The following is a 21,400-nucleotide window of genomic DNA, read 5'->3' on the forward strand; positions in this document are numbered from 1 at the left end:
CGCGGGTTATTTCACAGGTTTAAAACATGACCGCCATCATAAAATCAACATTAAACCAAAAACCGTAATTCACTGGTGAAAATCTGTAATTGCTGAACACCGCATAAGCGACAACAATCCACTGGAAGTTTCGTGTTTTATCTCGTTACCTTTCAATTTTGCCGTTTGAAAGCCTCGGATAACTATTTCCCTACACAACTCAAGGGTTATAAAATGAAATTCAAACCACTCTTGCTTTCAGCTTGCGCATTGCTGCTACTGGCCAGCCAACCGGGCTACAGCCAACAGATTAAAATCGGTATGGCTATCGACGACCTGCGTCTGGAACGTTGGCAAAAAGACCGCGATATTTTTGTCAAGAAAGCCAACGCCCTGGGGGCCGATGTGTTTGTTCAGTCGGCCAACGGCAATGAAGAAACCCAAATGGCGCAGATCGAGAATATGATCAACCGCGGCGTCGATGTTCTGGTGATCATCCCTTATAACGGCCAGGTGCTGAGCAACGTGATCAGCGAGGCGAAGCGCGAAGGCATCAAGGTCCTGGCCTATGACCGCATGATCAACAATGCCGATATCGATTTCTACATCTCGTTTGATAATGAGAAAGTGGGTGAGATGCAGGCGGAAAGCCTGGTGCAGCGCGTGCCACAGGGCAACTACTTCCTGATGGGCGGCTCGCCGGTGGATAATAACGCCAAGCTGTTCCGCAAGGGGCAGATGACCGTGCTGCAACCGCTGATCGACAGCGGCAAGATCAAGGTGGTGGGCGATCAGTGGGCCGACGGCTGGCTGCCGGAAAACGCGCTGAAGATCATGGAAAACGCCCTGACGGCCAACAATAACCATATCGACGCGGTCGTGGCCTCCAACGATGCCACCGCCGGTGGAGCCATTCAGGCACTGGCTGCACAAGGGCTGGCGGGGAAGGTGGCGATCTCTGGTCAGGACGCCGATCTGGCGGCAGTAAAACGCATTGTAGCGGGCACCCAAACCATGACGGTCTATAAACCGATCAGCAAGCTGGCCGACGAAGCGGCGGATATCGCCGTGCAGCTGGGCAAAGGGGAACAACCCAAGTCCAATGCCAAATTAAATAATGGCAGTAAAGAGGTTTCGGCCTGGTTATTAACCCCGGTACAGGTGGATAAAACGAATATCGACAGTACGGTTATTGCCGATGGTTTCCATAAGCAATCCGATCTTAATTAATGGCAATGCCATCTGGGGGGAGTGAATAATGCCCTGCCTGTTAGAAATGCGAAATATCACTAAACAATTCGGCGCAGTGAAAGCCGTGGATAATGTCAGCCTACACTTGGAAGCGGGGCAGGTATTATCCTTGTGCGGTGAAAATGGCTCAGGAAAATCCACCTTGATGAAAGTGCTGTGCGGAATATATCCGCACGGCAGTTATCAGGGCGATATTTATTTTTCGGGTGAGATTGTTACGGCGAAAACCATTCGCGATACCGAGCAGAAAGGCATCGCCATCATTCACCAGGAATTGGCCCTGGTGAAGCAGATGACGGTGCTGGAGAACCTGTTTCTCGGCAACGAGTGGGGCCGCTATGGGGTGATGGATTACGACAACATGTACCTGCGCTGCCAGCGCATGCTGGCGCAGGTCAAGCTGGAGGTTGACCCTAATACCCGCGTGGGTGAACTGGGGTTGGGCCAACAGCAGTTGGTGGAGATTGCCAAGGCCTTGAACAAACAGGTGCGCCTGCTGGTACTCGATGAACCCACCGCCTCATTGACCGAAAGTGAAACCGCCACGTTGCTGGCGATCATTGCGGATCTGCGCGATCACGGGATCGCCTGTATCTATATTTCGCACAAGCTCAACGAGGTGAAAGCGATCTCGGACTTTATCTGTGTGATCCGCGATGGCAAGCACATTGGCACCCGGCCTGCGGCGGAGATGAGCGAGGACGATATCATCGCCATGATGGTTGGCCGTGAGCTGACCGAGCTGTATCCGCAGGAACCCCATACCATCGGTGAGGTGGTCCTGCAGGTGGAAAACCTCACTGCCTGGCACCCGGTCAACCGCCATATCCGCCGGGCCGATAATGTGTCTTTTACCCTACGGCGTGGGGAGATCCTCGGCGTGGCCGGGCTGGTTGGCTCCGGGCGTACCGAAACCATGCAGTGCCTGTTTGGCGCCTATGCGGGGCGTTGGCAGGGCAAGATCACCATCGCAGGGCAGGCCGCCACCATCACCAACTGCCGCGAGGCAATGCGATATGGCATCGCCATGGTGCCAGAAGACCGCAAGCGCGATGGCATCGTGCCGGTAATGGGCGTGGGGGCCAACATGACGTTGGCGGCGCTGGGGGATTTCAGTGGCGCATTGACGGTGCTGGATGATGCACAGGAGCAGGCAACTATCCAACAATCGCTGGCACGGCTACGGGTAAAAACGTCTTCTGCGGAGCTGGCTATTGCCCGTCTCAGCGGGGGTAACCAGCAGAAAGCCATCCTGGCGAAGTGCCTGTTGCTGAACCCGCAAATCCTCATTCTGGATGAGCCAACGCGCGGCATTGATATCGGTGCCAAGCAAGAGATTTACAAGTTAATCAATCAATTGGCACAGCGGGGGCTCGCGGTGATTGTGGTGTCCTCCGAATTGCCGGAGGTGCTGGGGTTAAGCGATCGGGTATTGGTGATGCACCAGGGGCAGATCAAAGCCGATCTGGTGAACCGCGATCTGACCCAGGAACAGGTAATGGAAGCGGCCTTGAGGAGTGAAACACATGTTGAAAAGCACGCAATCTGAAGCCAGCCTGCCGCCAGTGGGGGCAAAAAAGCCGCTGTTCGGGCTGAAAACCGTCAACTTGCAGGTGTTCGTGATGTTGGCGGCGATCGCCGTCATCATGCTGTTCTTTACCTTTACCACCGAAGGGGCCTATCTCAGCGCCCGTAACATCTCCAACCTGCTGCGCCAGACGGCGATCACCGGCATTCTGGCGGTGGGCATGGTGTTCGTGATTATTTCGGCGGAGATCGACCTTTCCGTTGGTTCAATGATGGGGCTATTGGGGGGCGCGGCGGCGATATTTGACGTCTGGTTCGGCTGGCCGTTGCCGTTGACCATCGTGGTCACGCTGTTGGCGGGGCTATTGCTGGGGGCCTGGAATGGCTGGTGGGTCGCCTATCGTAAAGTTCCTTCGTTTATCGTCACCCTGGCGGGGATGTTGGCGTTTCGCGGCATTCTAATCGGCATTACCAATGGCACCACCGTGTCACCCACCAGCAATGCCATGTCGCAGATTGGCCAGAGCTACCTGCCTAACGGAGTGGGTTTTGGCATTGGCGCGGTCGGCCTGATGCTGTTTGTGGCCTGGCAGTGGCGGCGGCGCAGTAGACGTACACAACTGGGCTTGCCGGTAGCGGCAGCGAGTGGCGATATCACCCGGCAGAGCATCATGGCCATCCTGGTATTAGGGGCGATTTACCTGCTGAACGACTATCGCGGGGTGCCAACGCCGGTGCTGATCCTGACCGCATTGATGCTGGCTGGGATCTTTATGGCGTCGCGTACCGCCTTTGGCCGCCGTATTTATGCCATCGGCGGTAATATTGATGCCGCACGGCTTTCCGGGGTTAACGTTGAACGTACCAAGCTGGCAGTGTTTGCCATCAACGGCCTGATGGTGGCGATTGCCGGGCTGATCCTTAGTTCGCGCCTGGGGGCCGGTTCGCCCTCTGCCGGTAACATTGCCGAGCTGGATGCTATCGCCGCCTGCGTGATCGGTGGCACCAGCCTGGCCGGGGGGATCGGTAGCGTGGCGGGAGCGGTGATGGGGGCGTTTATCATGGCCTCATTGGATAACGGCATGAGCATGTTGGACGTGCCGACGTTCTGGCAATATATCGTCAAAGGCGCGATCCTGCTGCTGGCGGTGTGGATGGATTCCGCGACCAAACGCCGGGTGTAGGCGTGGCTTCACACTTGTAGCTGTAGCCGTATTTATTGCTGGGGAGCCCCCATGTTTAAGAAGCGCTACCGTATTACGCTGCTGTTCAACGCCAATAAAGTGTACGACCGCCAGGTGGTGGAGGGCGTTGGCGAGTATTTACAGGCGTCGCAAAGCGATTGGGATATCTTTATCGAAGAGGATTTCCGTTGCCGCATCGATAATATCAAGGACTGGCTGGGGGACGGCGTGATCGCCGATTTCGACGACCGGAATATTGAGCAGCTGTTGCGTAACGTCCAGGTGCCGCTGGTTGGCGTCGGGGGCTCTTACCATCGGGAGGCGGATTACCCGCCGGTGCATTACATCGCTACCGACAACCATGCGCTGGTGGAAGCGGCGTTTATGCACCTGAAAGAAAAAGGGCTGAACCGCTTTGCATTCTATGGCCTGCCGGTGGAGGGGGGTAAGCGCTGGGCGCAGGAGCGTGAACAGGCTTTCCGCCAGTTGGTGGCTGCGGAACAGTATCAGGGGGTGGTGTATCAGGGGATGGAAACCGCGCCGGAGAACTGGCAATACGCCCAGAATCGCCTGGCGGACTGGGTGCAGACCTTGCCCCAGCAGACCGGGATCATAGCCGTTACTGATGCGCGGGCGCGCCACTTGTTACAAGTGTGCGAGCACCTGGATATTCCTGTGCCGGAAAAACTCTGTGTGATTGGCATCGATAACGAAGAGCTGACGCGCTATCTGTCGCGCGTGGCGTTGTCGTCGGTGGTGCAGGGGACACGCCAGATGGGCTATCGTGCCGCCAAGCTGTTGCATCAACTGCTTGATCAGCGCGAGCTGCCGCTACAGCGCATTCTGGTGCCACCGGTGAAGGTGATTGAACGGCGGTCTACCGATTTCCGTTCACTGCGTGACCCGGCGGTGATCCAGGCCATGCACTATATCCGTTACCATGCCTGCAAGGGGATCAAGGTGGAGCAGGTACTGGATGCGGTGGGCATGTCCCGTTCCAATCTGGAAAAGCGCTTCAAGGATGAAACCGGCCAGACGATCCATAACGCCATCCACCAAGAGAAGCTCGATCGCGCCCGCAACTTACTCACCGCGACCTCGTTACCCATCAACGAAATTTCCCAGATGTGTGGCTATCCATCGTTGCAGTACTTCTATTCGGTGTTCAAGAAGGGCTATGACATGACGCCCAAAGAGTGCCGCGACCGTTTTGGGGAGGCTGGCTATTGAAACCGCAGCGTGGGCATTGTTTGTTACGTGGCAGATAATATTTCTGTCATTACGGCTCCCTATAGTGGCGTTGCTTTTTACCTTTGGGCAAAACCATAACCAGGGAATTCATTATATGCATAAATTACCCTCCCGCCTGGCACTGCTGGCCAGTTGCTTGGCATTCAGCACCACGCTATGGGCGCAGGCTCAGGAAGTCCCCGCCGTGCTGGCCGGGCACGCCGTATTACCGGTGAAGTCCAGCGTCACGGCCCCCCAGGATGCACCAACCGATCTGCAACAGAGCGGTAAATACACCAGCGGCAAACGCATCACCGAACTGGGTAGCGTAGCGGGGAAATCTGCGGATCGGCTGACCGGCATCGGGCTACCCATCAATGGTCAGCCGTTGCAGGGGCATTCCGGTATCAAACACATGCCGGATGGCACCTACTGGGTGCTGACCGATAACGGATTTGGCAGTAAAGCCAACTCGCCGGACGCCATGCTGTATCTCAACCATTACCGTATCGATTTCAAGGAAGGCACGGTAACGCCGCTAAAAACGCTGTTCCTGCACGATCCCGATAAAAAAGTCCCGTTCCATATCGTCAATGAAAGCACCGACAAACGTTACCTGACCGGCAGCGATTTCGACCCGGAAAGCTTCCAGTTTGCCGACGATGCCCTATGGATCGGCGATGAATTTGGCCCTTACCTGATTAAAGCGGATCTGAACGGCAAGGTGCTGGCGGTGTTTGATACCCAGGTTGACGGCAAGGTAGTGAAATCGCCGGATAACCCGACGCTGACGCTGCCAGGTGCGCCGGACGGCAAGCAGAACTTCCAGGTCGCGCGCTCCAAGGGCTTTGAAGGAATGGCGGTATCACCGGATGGCAGCAAGTTGTATCCCCTGCTGGAAGGGGCGCTGTGGGACGGCGAACAGTTTGAGAACGTGGCGGGCAAACGCTACCTGCGGGTGCTGGAGTTTGACGTCAAACAGCAGGTATGGACTGGCCGCAGCTGGCAGTACGTGTTGGAAGACAATCAGAACGCCATCGGTGATTTCAATATGATCGACGCCACCCACGGGCTGGTGATCGAACGTGATAATGGTGAAGGCACTGCCGATAAAACCTGTGCGGCAGGCGCGCCAATGGATAACTGCTTCAGCCAGATCGCTAAATTCAAACGGGTCTACAAAATAGCGTTTTCCGACGCCAACGTCGGCAAACCGGTGGAAAAACTGGCGTATATCGATTTGCTGAACATTCAGGACCCACAGAAGCTGGCGCGTAAGCCGCTGAATAACGGCGTGCTGACCTTCCCGTTCTTCACTATCGAGAATGTCGATGTGGTGGATGGCAGCCATATTATCGTGGGGAACGACAATAACTTCCCGTTCTCTTCCAGCCGCGAACCCAACGTGGCAGACGATAACGAATTTATTTTGTTGGATGTGAAAGCCCTACTACAGCCGTAAAACTCTCCTTTATCGCCAAGCCTTCTCCTGATTGGGGGAAGGCTTTTTTATTCCGATGATGAAAAATACGTATGTGACCTCGTTTTGTGGGGAGCATAGTAGATATTTGACACGGTCATTTTCAAGTAAGCATATTAATAAAACGTTACTTTCAATCTTGCCGCTTCAGGTTGGCTTTCTGGTAGTCTGCTCTAGGCGTTTTACACTATGTCGCCATTTGTAGTGCGAATAATGGCACCAAGGATTGAAGGTGGGAAAATGTCTCGTGTCAGTACCGAAAGTATTATTGCGAAATTAAATTCGTTAGCTATTGCTATTCCTTTGGAGATCCTGATTGCGTGGGAGTCTAGTGATGAGGCCTGGTGCTTAAAGGACGTGCATAAAAAGCCCGTGTATGCCAATGCCAGATATGGCCTATTGCTGAAGCCGGAAGAAAATGGGAGGCCTTCTGCACTAGCCCCTTTTAAGCCCTTTATCTCCATCCATGACCAACGCGTTATTGATGAGATGAGGAAGATTGAAGCAATAGGGATCCTCCCTATCGATAGCAAACGCATATTCAGCGTGTTTTATTGTGAACGCATGCCCTACTACGACAAACAGGCTCATTGCTCTGGTATTATCAGCCATATCAAACCGCTGCACTCCATCACCGCACGTTTTTTTGTCTCTGGTGATGATATCGGTAAATTAACCGTTGCTTGTCCCTCCGAGATTTTATCCGCTAAGGAGTGGGTCGTGGCTTTTCTGCTGTTACAAGGTATGACGGAGAAAGAAATTGCCGGTATTCTCAACAGAACGTTGAGAACGATAAAGTTCCATAAAAGTAATATTCTGGCGAAGGTCCATTGTGAAACCACCCGGGAATTTATATTTTTTGCCAGAAAGCAGCAATGGCAATTTTATATTCCACCATTATTTTCTAAACCCTGTTATATCATCCGCTAATCACCTCACTACAAAACTGTACCTTTGGTACAGTTTATTGTTTGTACTTCAAGAGTATGCTCGCTTTCATCATCTGGCATCCCAGTTGATATCTCAATGACATGGATGAGAAGAGGTCATACAATGAGTTACGCAAGCAATCTTGATTTTCCAATATTAATTGTTTCTGTACGCGATAATAAAATACAGGTCGATGATGGCTATCATGCGATTAAGGAGGTGCTGGCATTAAATAACTACCATTTTATCCACGCGGAAAGCAATGAAACGGCGCTGGCGATGGCCAGAAAAGAAGCGGGCATCGGCTGTATCATTATTAATGAGTGCGAGGGTGCTAACTTGGGCGGGGCTTCTCCCATTATCAAGGAGATTATTCGCGTGATCCGCGCTAAAAACAGCCGGGTGCCCATCTTCTTTTCGTCAAGTGTACCTTTGTTAGGGCGTTTATCGACGGAGGTGATTCAAGAGATCCATGAGTACATCAACATCAGCGAAGATACGCCCAAGTTTATTGCTGGCCGCATTCATCTGGCGATACGCCAGTATATTGAGAACCTGCTGCCGCCTTACTTCGCCGCGCTAAAAAGTTACGCGTTAGACAGCCCTTACTATTGGGATTGCCCGGGGCATCAAGGGGGCGTTGCCTACCTTAAGCACCCGGTAGGCCGTGAGTTTATCAATTACTTTGGCGAAAACCTGATGCGGGCAGACATTGGCATCTCTACGCCGGAAATGGGGGACTGGCTTGAACATAAGGGAGCGCCGGGCGAATCGGAAACGCGAGCCGCCAAACTCTTTGGCGCGGACAAAACCTTCTATGTGACAGGCGGATCTTCCCAGTCTAACCAGATAGTGGGCCACTCAATTGATTTAAAAGATAAAATCATCCTGGTAGACCGCAATTGCCACAAGTCCGTCAACCATGAGCTGACCATCACCCAGGCTAAACCCGTCTATTTCCAGCCTGCACGTAATGGGCTCGGCATTATTGGCTTGATCTCTCCCGATCAGTTTGAGGCCAGCGCGATCCAGCAAAAAATCGATGACAGCGTGCTGGCTTATCAGGCAGAAGACCGCAGCCCCGCTTATGCCATCATCACTAACTGCACTTACGACGGTCTGATTTATGACGTCACCGCCGTCACCCAAAAGCTGGCCAAGTCGGTACCCCGGATCAAATTTGACGAAGCTTGGTATGCCTATGCGAAATTCCACCCCCTGTATCAGGGGCGGTTCGCCATGGATGTGCCCGAAGATAAAGACAACGGCCCAACGCTGTATGCCGTGCAATCGACACACAAGATGTTGGCGGCCTTTTCTTCGGCCTCGATGATACATATCCGCAATTCCAAACGTGCCCCGGTGGATTACGACATTTTCAATCAGGCTTTTATGATGCACGGCACCACGTCACCGTTCTATCCGATCATTGCCTCAATGGATGTGGCGACCGCCATGATGGAGGGGCAAGCCGGTAAGACATTGGTCGATGAAGCTATTCACGATGCTATCAGCTTCCGCAAGACGCTGGTGACCGTCGCAGACAAGCTCAAAGCGGAAAAAAGTGACAAAGGATGGTTCTTCGATGTCTGGCAGCCGAGCACGTTGCTGCAGGAGGGCAAAAAGGTTCCTTTCACCCAGGTGGCCGACGAGGTGCTAGCCAACGATCCCACCTGCTGGCAGCTGCGAGCCGGAGAGGCATGGCACGGCTTCGGCGACTTGCCGGAGGGTTATGCGATGTTGGACCCCATCAAGGTCACCATTACCTGCCCTGGGCTGAACGCGCAAGGAAAGATGAATGTTTTCGGCATCCCCGCGCCGGTAGTGGCAAAATTCCTGGATACCCAGCGTATTATCCCGGCCCGCAACGGCGACTACACCATTCTGGTGTTATTTGCATTGGGTTCTACCCAGGGCAAATGGAATACCCTGATCGACATGCTGATGATATTTAAACATCACTATGACGAGAATACCCCGCTGACCTCGGTGCTTCCGCAGGTTGCGGCCAGTTCCCCCGCCTATCGCAACATGGGCATCGGCGATTTATGCCGGTCGATCCATCAGGCGAATATCGAGCTGAAAATTGCCGAGCTTTTGGAGCTTGCCTGTTCTGTAGAGGCCATCCCCGTTCTTACCCCCTCCCAGGCCTACCAATGCCTGATCTCCGACCAAACCGAGCAGGTCAAGGCTGCCGACATAAGCAACCGCACGCTGGGCGTGATGATAACCCCTTACCCACCGGGCATTCCGCTCATCATGCCGGGTGAAAAGGTGACGTCAGAATCACGGGCCATCGTCGATTACCTGGTGGCCTTGCAGACCTTCGGCCAGCGCTTCCCCGGCTTTGAACATGAACTGCAGGGTGTGGAAGTGGATGAGAACGGCACTTATTGGGTGCGGTGCATAAAAGAAACGCCTGCCAGCGCTTCCATACGTTAATCGGCTCGCGCTTTATCCCCATGGGTGCGATCCGCACCCTCTTCAAGATTTGTATCAATGCAATAATGATGGGAAATATCATGGCTTCTGTTAATACTGCCTCCGTGAAAAAAATGGGGTTGGTTGCCCTGACGTTGGTGACCGCCTCTAACATGATGGGATCCGGGGTCTTTATGCTGCCAACCAATCTGGCAGGCATCGGGTCTATCTCTTTATTTGGCTGGGTGATTACCATTGTCGGCGTGATTGCCCTGGCGCTGGTGTTTGCGAAAAACAGCATGGTGACACCGCGTGATGGCGGCATTATTGCCTATGCCAGCGACGCGTTTGGGCCATTTATTGGCTTTCAGACCACCATCTGTTACTGGATCAGCGCCTGGGTGGGTAACGTGGCGCTGCTGGTGGCGGGTGTGGGTTACCTGAGTTATTTCTTCCCCATCCTCAAAGATCCGCTGGTCAGCTCTATCACCGCCATTGTTATCCTCTGGGCATTTATCGCTCTGGCTTCTTTGGGGGCAAGGGTGGCCGGGCGCTCCCAATCATTCACCGCCTGCTGCATGCTGGTTGTAGTGCTGGGGATCGGATTTATTGGCTGGTTCTGGTTCAAACCCGCGTTATTCACCGAAGTTTATAATGGCACCAAGGGTAGTGACGTTTCGGCAATCCTCTCCGCCGCGTCTTTGGCTTTATGGGGCTTTTTGGGAGTGGAATCCGCAGTGGTGTCCAGCGGACAGGTGGAAAACCCCGAATCCACAGTGCCCAAGGCGACGGTATTGGGGCTGCTGATTGCCGCCGTGTGCTATGTCACCAGCTGTTCGGTGATCATGGGGTTAGTACCGCATAGCGAACTGGTGAATTCCGCCGCCCCCTTTGCCGATGCTGCCCGTTATATGTTTGGTGAATTCGCCGGGGAAGTGGTTTCCGCCCTGAGCATTATCGCCTGTTTCGGTTCGATCTCTGGCTGGCTGATCTTGCAGTCTGAAGCCCCAAAAGCTGGCGCGAAGCAGGGGCTATTCCCGAAATTCTTTGCCGTGGTGAACAAAAACGATGTACCGATGAAGGGGCTGATTTTTACCGGCGTACTGATGACCGTGGTATTACTGACCACGGCTTCGCCTAATCTGGCAAAACAGTTTCAGGTGATTGTGCTGATGTCGGTGTTTGCCTCTTTACTGCCCTATATCTATGCGCTGGTCGCGCTACCGATCATCATGGTGGCCAAATCCTTGAATAAGGGCGGGGGCTTCATTTTCTACTGCACGTTGGCGGTGATTGGCATTCTCTACAGTCTGTTTGCCCTGTTCGGATCGGGAGGCAACGCCATGTTCTGGGGGGTATTGATGATGATGCTCACCATCCCGCTATATGCACTGGTTGCGGCAAAACGCAGCAAAAGCGGGATCAAAACGTTGTACCTGGATAGCGAGGAATAGCCGTAAAAAAACAGAAAGCACGGTAACAATGAAGGCGTTACTGCAACAGTGAATGGCTCTTTTATCTCAAAGCCTTCTCCTTGGTGGGGAGGTTTTTTTATGACGGTGACAAATAAAATACAGCGAATCACCCCTTTTCGGAAAGATATAAGACCCTGCTATTATTAGTTGTTAATTTTAATTAAACACGTTACGTTCAATTTTGTGTAAAATCCTGGCGGTGCGACTACACGGCAATTCTTCATACCGCCGTTATTTGCCAAACCTTGCTATATCATCAGGTAATAGTCCCACCCTAAAATAGTCCCTTTGCGACTATTCAGACTACTGGCAAGGTCCGACAGTAAGGCTAGAACATTGTTCTAATAAGATTAGTGGCGGATCTGTGCCAGCTCGTCTTCAGTCAGACCGGTCATTTTCATGACGGTGTTGCGATCGAGACCGTTCTGCAGCATGGTACGGGCAATTTTCAGCGTAGCATCACGCTCGCCTTCTGAATGCCCTTCCTGCCGACCAAGCTGAATGCCCTTCTCAATACCCTTCTCAATGCCCTTCTGTTCAAGCTGTTGTGCGATGGTCATCAGTGTGTCCCCATGTTGCGGCACTCGCTGTGCCAGTTGGCGTACAAAGGCTTCGGCGTCTGACGTTTCGCCCGCCTGTACAATATAGTGTACCAGCGATACTACCTGTGATGAAGAGAGATATCCGGCCAGTAGGATGGGAGCGAGCCTATCCACCAGTTCCGCCAGATCCCGATGATGAATGTGCTTCTGCAGTAGTGTCAGAGCCGCCATGCTGCGATGGCCTGCGATTTCGTCATCAGGGATGACGGTGACATCGACAAGCGGAAAAGCAGCGCTGTAAAGTTTACCGGCCAGCTCTGGGTTAGCAAACTCATCCAGCCACCGGGTGGAATAGGGGTATGGGCTGCGCTTACCGGTATAGAATAGCATCGGTATTACCAAAGGCAGCTTTTTGTGGCCCTCCTCCAGATGGCGCTGCATGGCCGCTACTGCGTACCTGATGAGCCTGAAAGCCATGTGCCGATCCGGGGTGGACTGGTGTTCGATGAGCACGTGGACATAACCGTCATCCCCAGCAGTGGTTTTCAGGCTGTAGAGCACGTCGCTGAAGTACTGGCGGAGGTTATCTTCCACAAAGGAGCCTGACTCCAGTTTCAGGGTGTTAAGGTCGCAGATGGCACGCAGCTCTGCCGGGAGGTGTAGTTCCATGAAATCACGGGCAACCTCTGGCTGGGTCAGGAACTGTCTGAATGTGGCATCGTGGGGCGTTGGCGTGTTGTTTTTCTTTTTCATTATAATCATTTCACTCCGATACTGATTTTAATCTGACGTTATTATTTTTCGCATATCCCTCCATTGATTTATCTGAGGCAAGCTCCGGCGAACCTATATTCAGGATATTTATTAATTCACCGAGGTTTTTATTAAGATATGAAATTAATTCAGATTTTGTTTGTGGCATACCCATAAAGAATTCCCTCTATTTTTTAGCATAGATCCCGTGAAGGCATTGCATTGTGTAATTATGGACTACCCACCACTACAGGGGAACAAGTATTAGTGATGTCACGGTTATTTCAACCAACTATGCTCCTACGGTCGAATATATTTGCCCCGAAAAATTCAGAAGAATAGCCACGTTGTTATCAATATGAATAATTTTTGCCAAAGGTGCAGCTTATTCCCGTACTTCTATTGTGTGGTTAACAAAAATGATGGGCCGGTTAGGGGGGGTTACTGGCGTGCTAATGACCGTGGTATTACTGACCACGGCTTCGCCTAATCTGGCAAAACAGTTACAGGTCATTGTTATGCGTTGGTTGCCGCTAAACGTAGCAAAAGCGGGATCAAAACGTTGTACCTGGATAGCGAGGAGTAGCCGTAAAAAACAGAAAGCGCGGTAACAATTTTCGCTTTCGGCATCGGAGCCGGAAAACGTAAACTGTGCCGCGCCTAGTTAGCAGCAGTCGCGATTAATGCACTGCCTGTGGGGCTTGCCAGTTTTCGTGATAGATATGTACGGCTTGCTCTTGCGTGGTAGTGCGATCGCCGGTCAGGCGGTAGGCCACGGTGAAGGCAAAATCAAACGCGGCCCCCAACCCTTGGCCACTGATCAGATTGCCATCTTCCACAACCCTTTCAGCCACGTAGGTACCATCTTCGATCTCCTGATGCAGATCGCCAGAACAGACATAACGGCGGCCTTGCAGCAGTTTGTTGGCAGCCAGCACGCGAGCAGCGGCAGAACACAGCGGGCAGATCAGCTTGGCAGCACGATCGTGGCGGCGGATAAACTCCACGACCAGCTCGTTTTCCGCCATTGCGGCGGTAGCCTGCGGCCCACCGGGGATCACCACGGCATCGTACAGTTGGTCCATGCGGCGTTCCAACAGAGCATCGGCAAACATACGTATCTGGTGATAGCTGCGCAGCTCCAGCCTATCCTGGCAGGACAGCAGCTCTACCTCTATCTCCATACGACGTAACACGTCGATCACGATAACCGCCTCGGCCTCTTCAAATCCTTCGCTCAGCAGGACGGCAACTTTCTTGGTCATAGCATCTCCAGCAATGTACGGGTTAATAACCCGGGCTCGGCTAGGGTAGCAAATAAAAGGCAGGAGTTTTGTGCGGGAGAGCAAGTGTACGAAGGGGATCGCGGAAACATGAATTCCCTCTTAGCAGCTAGGGGGATTCGCGCTATAATCTGCGACTTGCTTCCTAGCTCTAGAGGAAGATCCTCGTCCCCGGTGGGGCGGCTGGACTTCAAATCCAGTTGGGGCCGCCAGCGGTCCTGGGCAGGTTCGACTCCTGTGATCTTCCGCCATTCGATGTATTCTGAACTCCACTAAAGTCAATAAATCCCTTATAATACCCGTAACTTAAGCCACTTTCGCTCTCCTGGTGTCAACTCATGTCCACCCAAATCAAGTGTAGTCTGGGGGCACCATAGGGGGCACTGACGATGCCCCTATTTTTGAGGTGCCCCCTATGAAGCTAACAGCCCGACAAGTTGAAACTGCTAAACCAAAAGACAAGCCGTACAAGCTCTTCGATGGAGGAGGGCTTTACCTTGAAGTAAAAACCAGTGGTTCTCGTTACTGGAGATTGAAGTACCGTTACGGCGAAAAAGAGAAGCGCCTTGCCTTTGGCGTTTACCCGGATGTATCTCTGGCAGAAGCCCGTGACAAACGCGATGTAGCTAAAAAGATTCTGGCTGCAGGTGACGATCCTGGTGAAACCAAAAAAGCTGAGAAGCTTGCTCAGAAACTGAATTCGGAGAACACGTTTGAAGCCGTTGCCCGCGAGTGGCATCAGGCTAAAGCCGACCGCTGGTCACTGCGCTACCGTGATGAAATCATTGATACCTTCGAAAAAGACATCTTCCCTTATATTGGCAAGCGGCCGATTGCCGATCTCAAGCCGATGGAGTTGCTAGAAGCACTGCGCAAAATGGAGAAACGCGGAGCGCTGGAGAAAATGCGTAAGGTTCGCCAACGCTGTGGGGAAGTATTTCGTTTTGCCATTATCACTGGCAGAGCTACTTACAATCCTGCTCCCGATCTGGCTAGCGCTCTGGCAACGCCGAAGAAGGAACACTTCCCATTCCTGACGGCTCAGGAACTGCCATATTTCCTTAAAGACCTATCTGGTTACACTGGCAGTGTCATCACTAAAACCGCAACCAAGATCATCATGCTGACGGGCGTAAGAACCCAGGAGCTGAGATTTGCACGTTGGCAGGATATCGACTTTGACAAGGGGCTGTGGAACATACCGGTTGAAGTGATGAAAATGAAGCGGCCTCATGTCGTTCCATTATCAACGCAGGTTATTGAGCTGTTCAGCTCTCTCAAGCCAATGACTGGCGGCTATCCCTTGGTGTTCATTGGTCGGAACGATCAGCGTAAGCCAATCAGCAAGGAAAGCATCAATCAGGTTATTGAACTGTTGGGTTACAAGGGGCGACTGACTGGCCACGGCTTCCGCCATACCATGAGTACCATCCTGCATGAGCAAGGCTATAACTCGGCTTGGATTGAGACCCAGCTTGCTCACGTGGATAAGAACAGCATCCGTGGCACCTACAACCATGCGAAGTATCTGGATGGACGGCGTGAGATGTTGCAGTGGTATGCGGACTATATGGATAACCTGGAGCGGGACGGGAATGTGGTAAATGGTGGGGATTTAGTATGAGAGATTAAGGAAAAACCCACAATTCAGCAGAGAAGACAGCTAGAAGAGTAAAATGATGAAAGATGTCAGCAATGCCAGTTAACATACTGGCATTGCTGACTTTAATTGAAATGCACTTTTTAGTCGTGATATTGGTTTTACTGAGTCGGCTAGTATTCAAGCATGATTTTTTTGACTGATGACCCTCAGATCTACTCACCGTTAGTTGGAGACCGCTGGTAGGTGTGCGAAACTAATAAAACCATTCTTAAACTCAAGGACGGTCTGACTTATGACTGCCAAAACTGATTCTCTAAGACAGAAAGTGCAATCTATTCTCAATGGACAAAATTTACATGAGCACCAACGAACGGCAGCACAAAAAACATTTGATGCTCTAAATGGTAACGTCAGAGCGGTTATCACTGCTGCAGAGATGCAAGCAGGTAAGTCAGGTGTGGCTTTGGCACTTTGCTGTTTGCAGCGCCTGTCTATGAATGATGACGATATTTGCGACCGGCTCAAGCTTAAGGATACTTTGTACCTGGTGACCATGCCTGATGTGGCTCTGCTTGAACAGGCAGAAAAAGATCTGGCTGATGCAAAAAATGTGGTCGTTAGTAACTTTATTCGTTTTGACCAGGACTTAGAAAGGAGTTTTAAGGGGAGTCCGCCGAAGCTTATCCTGATTGATGAATGCCATTATGGCTCAAATGCTTCAGCTATTCGTTATTGCAAAGTTTTTGATTATCTTGAAAAGGAAAATAAAGAATGTAAGGTCGTTTTCATTTCAGCAACCCCTTTTGGCGCTCTCTATGCAGCAGAAACAGAGTATGATGTGGCTAAATATGAGGAAGAGATTGCCAGGAGTCATCACAAGGAAAAAGAAGCAAGCGAAGCCGCAGAGGCTGCGGAGGAAGCAGCTAAAAACTCCATATTGCGCCGGGATTTCAATACAAAACTCGTATTCCATCGTACCAGTAATGAATACTACGGTGTCAGGGAGATGCTGCAATCTAATAAGGTAACTGGATTAGATAATGATTCCAGAAACATCCTCCTAGAGTCATCAGCAAGAGATAAATTGATGACCTTATTGGCTCAACATGAAGGTGCAGGATGGGCATTAGTGAGAGTGCCACCTGGCGCCGCAATGGAAGCAAAAAATGGTTTCATTCAGGCTGGCTTCTCTGAGCAAAATATTCATATCCTTGGTAAGGACTTGAGTGGAGTTCCTGAGGACCAACTAACAACCATTGAGCGATTTAAAAAAGAGTTTGATGAATGTATCGATTTCGATGAAAAACTCATCGCAATTACTGTTGCTGGTTGCCGTGCCGGAATTAATTTCGGCCAAGATATGAAACAGCGGCTCATTGCTACCTGGGATAGTACGGTCACTAGCGTTGCTGCCGTGGTACAAGCTAATATCGGCCGGGCCTGCGGCTATCACAACAATCGAGATGCACATCATTTTACCAGTCTCAACGCAGCACAAGCGTATGCCGCCATATTAGATTATCTTGACCAAAATACCAGTGAGCACGCAGCTTCAGATTTCGATGGTTTAAAAGAGTTTTTTGAAGACATCTGTCAAGAGTTTAATGTAAACGGTTTAGATGTAGGATTGACGGTCAAAAATAAAAGACGCAGGCCTATTGGTGATGTTGAAACCTATATGACCGCTAGCTACGTTGCAGTACCGGCAAAGTTATTTTCTCCTGATTACGACTTTACTCAACATACTGACGATAAGTTGATGTTGCAAGCTATCGCTTTAATCCGTGAAGAGCTGCTGAAAGATTCGGGGCCATCAGTAAAATCATCACGTGCTATGCGAGGCAGCAAGAAAAACTGGGTAAAGGCCCAATGGGTAAATGGTGATACCTATGACAACAAGGAGAAAGCCCTTAAAGAAGGAACGATGAAAGAACGCACCCTGAAATTCACTTGCCAGCTTGATGCTGAAGAAGCATTAGAGTTCAATACAGTGGTTATGCCCGGTTCAGGTGAATATACAGAGCAGAAATTGATCACGGCTACTATATTTAGTGTTTACAATATGTCACGCCGAAATAATGTAAATAAATGGGTTATGACTGAAGCTGATGTTCATGAGATGTGTGAATATTTCAGTGTTGACTATGATGATACTATGTTCGTTTTGTTTAAACGTGGCGAGTATAATGCTGAGATAAGTCGTTTGAAAAATGCAGCTAATCAGTTACCCGATTATGAAACGACTATCTATGATGAATCACAGTTTTCCGAACAGCAGCGTAATGTTTAATTAGGCAAGGTAATATCATGAAAATGATGGCGAAGCGACATCGAGAGCGAATAGGATTAGTGCTCAATAACTATGTTTTTGCACATCAAAAAGATGCAGCCTATCGTGCATTTAATTATTTTAATGGTGGTGCTAGGGCTGTTATTGTTGCCGCTGAAATGCAATCAGGAAAGTCAGGGATTGCATTAGCTATGAGTTGCTTACAACGCGATTCTTTGTCAGATTTTGATTTATGTGACCGAAGGAAACTCAAAGATACTTTATATTTGGTAACAATGGCGGACATCTCTCTATTGGAGCAAGCAAAGAATGATTTCTCGACTTCTCCCAATATGGTAATTAGCAATTTTGCCAATTTCAGGCAGTCACTGGAGACTGAGTTTAAACATCAACCACCGAAGTTAATTATCATCGATGAATGTCACTATGGTAGTAATCAAGAGGGTATTCGCTATGGTAAAATTTTCAACTACCTTGATAGTGAAAACATTGGTTGTAAAATTGCCTTTATTTCAGCAACCCCTTTTAGTGCTCTATATTCCTCTGGGTCCGACTCCATTCTAAAACATAGCTATCATACCCAGTTGGTGTTCCATAAAACCAGCCGAGACTATCACGGCATACGTAGCATGCACAAGCACCATCAAATTGTGAAACTGGATCCGACTCAACGAGATTTTTGCCAGGATTCATTGTTACGACGCAGGTTTATCAGACAGTTTTGTGAACACCAAGGGCCTGGTTGGAGTCTAATCCGGGTGCCCAACGGTTCAGCTTCACAGGCCAAAGCAATATTGCTAGATCAAGGGATCGATGAAGATCAGATCTTCATCATTGGTCAAAAGTTATCTGGTGTTGAAGAATATGAGATTGGCACTATTCAGGACTTTAAGCATGCCTATGAAGCAGCAAGCCTCTTTGATGATAAGCTTATCGCTATCACAGTTGCAGGTTTTCGAGCTGGGATAAACTTTGGCTCAAAGATGAAAGAGGAACTAATCAACAGCTGGGATAGTACTATCTCTAGTATTGCAGCTATCGTTCAAGCGAATATTGGTCGTGCTTGCGGTTATCATAGCAATACCCTTGCTATTCATTATACAAACCTAGATGCTATAGGCGCTTATAGCGAATTGCTCAATCATCTTGAGAGTCAATCCGAGCACTGTGATTTTGTTGCTTTACAACAACAGTTTGAACGCATCTGTGAACGCTACGATGTCATTGGTTTTGACCGTGGGCTGATGGTTAACACCACCTCAATCAGCCAAAGTAGACAGCAAAGCCCAGATCATTTTATTTATTCAACTGAATGCTACCACGTTATTCCTGCAAATCTGAATGAAATTGCACCAGACTTTAGTGGCTATGGCTTGGGTAATGAAATTTTAGAGGCTATCCAACTTATTCGGGAAGAGTATCTTAAGGATAATGGCCCCTTTATCAAAAGTGGCAGAGCACTCAGGGGGGATCACCAAAACTGGATAAAAGCCCAATGGGTAAACGGAGCTACCTATGATAATTTCACTGAGAGCTGTGCAAAGGCACGAACCTTATCGTTTATCGAGAAGCTCAATTATGGCATGCAACTCGAATTCAATCAGGTCGTCAATCCTGGTGGGGGGGAACGTACGGATGATAAGCGACTTATGGCGGTTATCTTCAGTGTTTATAATTTATCCAGGCAGCAGGATGCTTATAAAAGAACGATGGATGAAGATGACCTAAAAGAGCTGTGTAGGCTGCTGAAAGTTCCCTATGATGATACTGTTATCGTTATTTTTAAGCGCGGGGTAGTTTTTAACATTAGCCCATCAGAATTAGAGTTTGACGTTAGTCCAACAAAGTTAAGGAATAATTCGATTTTTAAATAACGCAGGGCGGCAACTTCATTGCAACTTAGCGTGATATGGCATGTTGCATTAAAATTGCTCAAATGCACTAAAGCAGCAACACTTCATTCATAGTATTTGGTAAAACGTAGTCACCGTGGAGTGGCCACCTGTGGTGGATGCATTTATGCCATACAGCATAAATGTTCGATTTGGTGACCTAGTTTCGTAGAGCTATGGCCCTCTCAGGGGTAGAATGATGCTTCTTTGACTGTATGAACTGAGCGCCATTGAGGATTTATGAGTAGCGATGAACGCCTAGTGAGACTGGGCTTTAAATTTGGTAAGAGTGGTGCCCACTCCGCTCGTAGCCTGATGTATGCAGAGCTCAAAACCCTGTTGAATGCCCGTCCCTGTGAAGCAACCCGGTATGACTACCAGCAGGATATAGAGCTTTTCAATCGACTCCATAAAAGTAGCGGTAATGCTCGCAAGCTGACCTTCCGACATCTGGTTGATCTTTATGGTATATCACCCGAGATCCCGCTGTTTCGAGTATTTCGTCAGTTATGGGATAGATCTGAAGAGGCGCAACCTCTGTTGGCGTTGCAATTGGCGTTGGTCAGGGATCCTCTACTCAGGCAAACCCAAGCTTTGATCAGCACAACGCCCATAGGGCAGGTGTTAGAGCGTGAAAAGGTTGAACATATTCTGTCAGCGCCGGAACCGAGCCGATTTAGTCCAGTGTCATTGCGCTCATTTGCCCAAAACATCAATGGCAGTTGGACCCAGGCTGGACTCTTACATGGCAAAGTAAAAAAGGTTAGAACTAACCCTGTGGTTACTTATGTCAATGCGGCTTTTGCACTCTTCCTGGGGCATTGTGAAGGTAAGTCTGGGCAAGGTCTTTTTCAGACCTCCTGGTTTCAACTACTAGGATTAGAGCCTGCGCAAGGGTTCGAGTTGGCCTATATGGCATCACTGCACGAAGTGATCAGTTATAAGCAGGCCAGTGGCATCGTTGAAGTGCGTTTCCCACTCTGGACTATTGAGGAGAATTAAGGCATGAGCGATCGCCTCTCGAAATTGATTAAGCGTTTTGCAATCTATATGTCTGTGCCCTGGCGAGCGGTGCTCTCAGCCGAGGAACGAGCAGTCTTTGTGGTTTACCACAAAGAGGATGAGCTCAAGCTACGCGCCCGCGTTCAAGAGTTTCAACTGGTGGTAGAGCAGAATGGCCACCGTTGGCAGTTACTGGATATCACAGATGGTTTCGCCAAGTGGATGGGGGAGCACGACTATGCAGAAGCCTACTTCGATGAGCCTGAGTTGTTGGTGGGCAGTTATGAATTTTTTGCCGAAGAGTTAGCTGAGCGCCTGAAAGTTGAAGTCGATAAGGCGCTGGGGGGCAATGATGTGGTGGCCTTGCTAGGCACCGGTACTCTGTTTGGATTCGCTTCTGTCTCAGCGCTGGTAAAGGCCCTCTCTCCAGCGATAAAAGGGAAGCTAGTCGTCTTCTTCCCCGGTGAATATCACGATAACAATTTCAGTCTTTTGGATGCCAAGGATGGCTGGGGCTATCATGCCACCGCCATCTGCCACCATAACGAATAACAAGGA

Annotated in this window: 16 protein-coding genes and 1 tRNA gene; 14 read left to right on the forward strand and 3 right to left on the reverse strand. The window is 50.3% G+C overall.

What is annotated here, in order from left to right; all coding sequences use genetic code 11:
• Positions 1 to 213 precede the first annotated feature (213 nt).
• The 8 genes from xylF (at position 214) to KGP21_RS00330 (ending at position 11,456) form a co-directional block, all read left to right on the forward strand.
• Entirely contained in the window at positions 214 to 1,209 is a 996-nt protein-coding gene (gene xylF, locus KGP21_RS00295) for a D-xylose ABC transporter substrate-binding protein (RefSeq protein ID WP_021807304.1), read from the forward strand.
• Between the two features lie 28 nt (positions 1,210 to 1,237).
• Positions 1,238 to 2,779 carry a xylose ABC transporter ATP-binding protein gene (locus tag KGP21_RS00300; protein ID WP_115160111.1) on the forward strand — a complete coding sequence of 514 codons (1,542 nt, stop codon included), beginning with the start codon at positions 1,238 to 1,240 and terminating at the stop codon, positions 2,777 to 2,779.
• A complete protein-coding gene (xylH, locus tag KGP21_RS00305; RefSeq protein ID WP_021807306.1) occupies positions 2,757 to 3,941 on the forward strand; it encodes a xylose ABC transporter permease XylH in 1,185 nt (394 codons plus the stop codon). Before KGP21_RS00300 ends, xylH begins: the two co-directional genes overlap by 23 nt.
• Positions 3,942 to 3,992: 51 nt before the next feature.
• A complete protein-coding gene (gene xylR, locus KGP21_RS00310) occupies positions 3,993 to 5,171 on the forward strand; it encodes a D-xylose utilization transcriptional activator XylR (protein WP_059199223.1) in 1,179 nt (392 codons plus the stop codon).
• 115 nt (positions 5,172 to 5,286) lie between these two features.
• Positions 5,287 to 6,633 (forward strand): esterase-like activity of phytase family protein, encoded by a 1,347-nt coding sequence (locus KGP21_RS00315; RefSeq protein ID WP_218520054.1) that lies wholly within the window; start codon positions 5,287 to 5,289, stop codon positions 6,631 to 6,633.
• Between the two features lie 258 nt (positions 6,634 to 6,891).
• Positions 6,892 to 7,581 (forward strand): helix-turn-helix transcriptional regulator, encoded by a 690-nt coding sequence (locus tag KGP21_RS00320; RefSeq protein WP_037376472.1) that lies wholly within the window; start codon positions 6,892 to 6,894, stop codon positions 7,579 to 7,581.
• 123 nt (positions 7,582 to 7,704) lie between these two features.
• Complete coding sequence (locus KGP21_RS00325) at positions 7,705 to 10,023, forward strand: Orn/Lys/Arg decarboxylase N-terminal domain-containing protein (RefSeq protein ID WP_223536778.1); 2,319 nt, start codon at positions 7,705 to 7,707, stop codon at positions 10,021 to 10,023.
• Positions 10,024 to 10,103: 80 nt separating this feature from the next.
• Positions 10,104 to 11,456 carry an amino acid permease gene (locus tag KGP21_RS00330; RefSeq protein WP_115160115.1) on the forward strand — a complete coding sequence of 451 codons (1,353 nt, stop codon included), beginning with the start codon at positions 10,104 to 10,106 and terminating at the stop codon, positions 11,454 to 11,456.
• Between the two features lie 371 nt (positions 11,457 to 11,827).
• On the opposite strand, the gene KGP21_RS00335 is transcribed toward KGP21_RS00330, so the two are convergent.
• The 3 genes from KGP21_RS00335 to KGP21_RS00345 all read right to left on the reverse strand — a co-directional run bounded on the left by KGP21_RS00335 (position 11,828) and on the right by KGP21_RS00345 (position 14,037).
• A complete protein-coding gene (locus KGP21_RS00335) occupies positions 11,828 to 12,772 on the reverse strand; it encodes an Rpn family recombination-promoting nuclease/putative transposase (protein ID WP_059199218.1) in 945 nt (314 codons plus the stop codon).
• Between the two features lie 10 nt (positions 12,773 to 12,782).
• A complete protein-coding gene (locus tag KGP21_RS00340) occupies positions 12,783 to 12,947 on the reverse strand; it encodes a hypothetical protein (protein ID WP_223536780.1) in 165 nt (54 codons plus the stop codon).
• A 505-nt stretch (positions 12,948 to 13,452) separates the two neighbouring features.
• The gene (locus KGP21_RS00345; protein WP_021181316.1) at positions 13,453 to 14,037 is read right to left on the reverse strand and encodes a DJ-1/PfpI family protein; all 585 of its coding nucleotides are present in this window, start codon (positions 14,035 to 14,037) and stop codon (positions 13,453 to 13,455) included.
• A gap of 174 nt (positions 14,038 to 14,211) precedes the next feature.
• On the opposite strand from KGP21_RS00345, the gene KGP21_RS00350 reads away from it, so the two are divergent.
• The 6 genes from KGP21_RS00350 (at position 14,212) to KGP21_RS00375 (ending at position 21,394) form a co-directional block, all read left to right on the forward strand.
• A tRNA-Sec gene (locus tag KGP21_RS00350) sits at positions 14,212 to 14,306 on the forward strand.
• Between the two features lie 164 nt (positions 14,307 to 14,470).
• A complete protein-coding gene (locus tag KGP21_RS00355) occupies positions 14,471 to 15,679 on the forward strand; it encodes an integrase arm-type DNA-binding domain-containing protein (RefSeq protein ID WP_223536782.1) in 1,209 nt (402 codons plus the stop codon).
• Positions 15,680 to 15,950: 271 nt separating this feature from the next.
• Positions 15,951 to 17,948, forward strand: a complete 1,998-nt coding sequence (locus tag KGP21_RS00360; protein WP_223536785.1) for a DEAD/DEAH box helicase family protein — start codon at positions 15,951 to 15,953, stop codon at positions 17,946 to 17,948.
• Between the two features lie 17 nt (positions 17,949 to 17,965).
• Positions 17,966 to 19,822, forward strand: coding sequence for a hypothetical protein (locus KGP21_RS00365; RefSeq protein ID WP_223536788.1), 1,857 nt, complete (start codon positions 17,966 to 17,968; stop codon positions 19,820 to 19,822).
• A gap of 258 nt (positions 19,823 to 20,080) precedes the next feature.
• Positions 20,081 to 20,842, forward strand: a complete 762-nt coding sequence (locus KGP21_RS00370; RefSeq protein WP_223536791.1) for a hypothetical protein — start codon at positions 20,081 to 20,083, stop codon at positions 20,840 to 20,842.
• Between the two features lie 3 nt (positions 20,843 to 20,845).
• Positions 20,846 to 21,394, forward strand: a complete 549-nt coding sequence (locus KGP21_RS00375) for a BREX protein BrxB domain-containing protein (protein WP_179248586.1) — start codon at positions 20,846 to 20,848, stop codon at positions 21,392 to 21,394.
• The last annotated feature ends 6 nt before the right edge of the window (positions 21,395 to 21,400 follow it).

The organism is Serratia sp. JSRIV004, assembly GCF_019968705.1.
Lineage (GTDB): Bacteria > Pseudomonadota > Gammaproteobacteria > Enterobacterales > Enterobacteriaceae > Chania > Chania fonticola_B.